The sequence below is a fragment of the Janibacter sp. GXQ6167 genome, assembly GCF_041365945.1.
Taxonomy (GTDB): Bacteria; Actinomycetota; Actinomycetes; order Actinomycetales; family Dermatophilaceae; genus JBGFSK01.
In genome coordinates this window covers 1-829 of the sequence record NZ_JBGFSK010000027.1, presented here as the reverse complement: position 1 = coordinate 829, position 829 = coordinate 1, and the positions used below count along the sequence as shown (strand labels likewise).

Here is an 829-nt window from a genome sequence, read left to right as displayed (position 1 = left end):
GTGGCCCAGAGACCTGCCTTCGCCATCGGTGTTCCTCCTGATATCTGCGCATTTCACCGCTACACCAGGAATTCCAGTCTCCCCTACCACACTCTAGCCTGCCCGTACCCACTGCAAGTCCGGAGTTGAGCCCCGGATTTTCACAGCAGACGCGACAAACCGCCTACAAGCTCTTTACGCCCAATAATTCCGGACAACGCTCGCACCCTACGTATTACCGCGGCTGCTGGCACGTAGTTAGCCGGTGCTTCTTCTGCAGGTACCGTCACTTGCGCTTCTTCCCTGCTGAAAGAGGTTTACAACCCGAAGGCCGTCATCCCTCACGCGGCGTCGCTGCATCAGGCTTTCGCCCATTGTGCAATATTCCCCACTGCTGCCTCCCGTAGGAGTCTGGGCCGTGTCTCAGTCCCAGTGTGGCCGGTCGCCCTCTCAGGCCGGCTACCCGTCGTCGCCTTGGTGAGCCACTACCTCACCAACAAGCTGATAGGCCGCGAGTCCATCCCAAACCGAAAAACTTTCCACACCCAACCATGCGGCCAGGAGTCATATCCAGTATTAGACGCCGTTTCCAGCGCTTATTCCGAAGTTCGGGGCAGGTTACTCACGTGTTACTCACCCGTTCGCCACTAATCCACCAAAAGCAAGCTTCCAGCTTCATCGTTCGACTTGCATGTGTTAAGCACGCCGCCAGCGTTCGTCCTGAGCCAGGATCAAACTCTCCATAGATGTTTAAAAACAACCCACAAAGGGATTGAAAACCTGACAACACAACAAACAACCAACGTTAAAAAACATTGTTGTCCATCGAGCAATCAAAGAAATAAACCCG

The 829-nt window shown here is 54.5% G+C and carries 1 rRNA gene; it reads right to left on the bottom strand.

Annotation, left to right across the window (positions count from 1 at the left end):
* A 16S ribosomal RNA gene (locus AB8K43_RS15440) occupies window positions 1-726 on the bottom strand; the annotation flags it as partial.
* Window positions 727-829 lie beyond the last annotated feature (103 nt).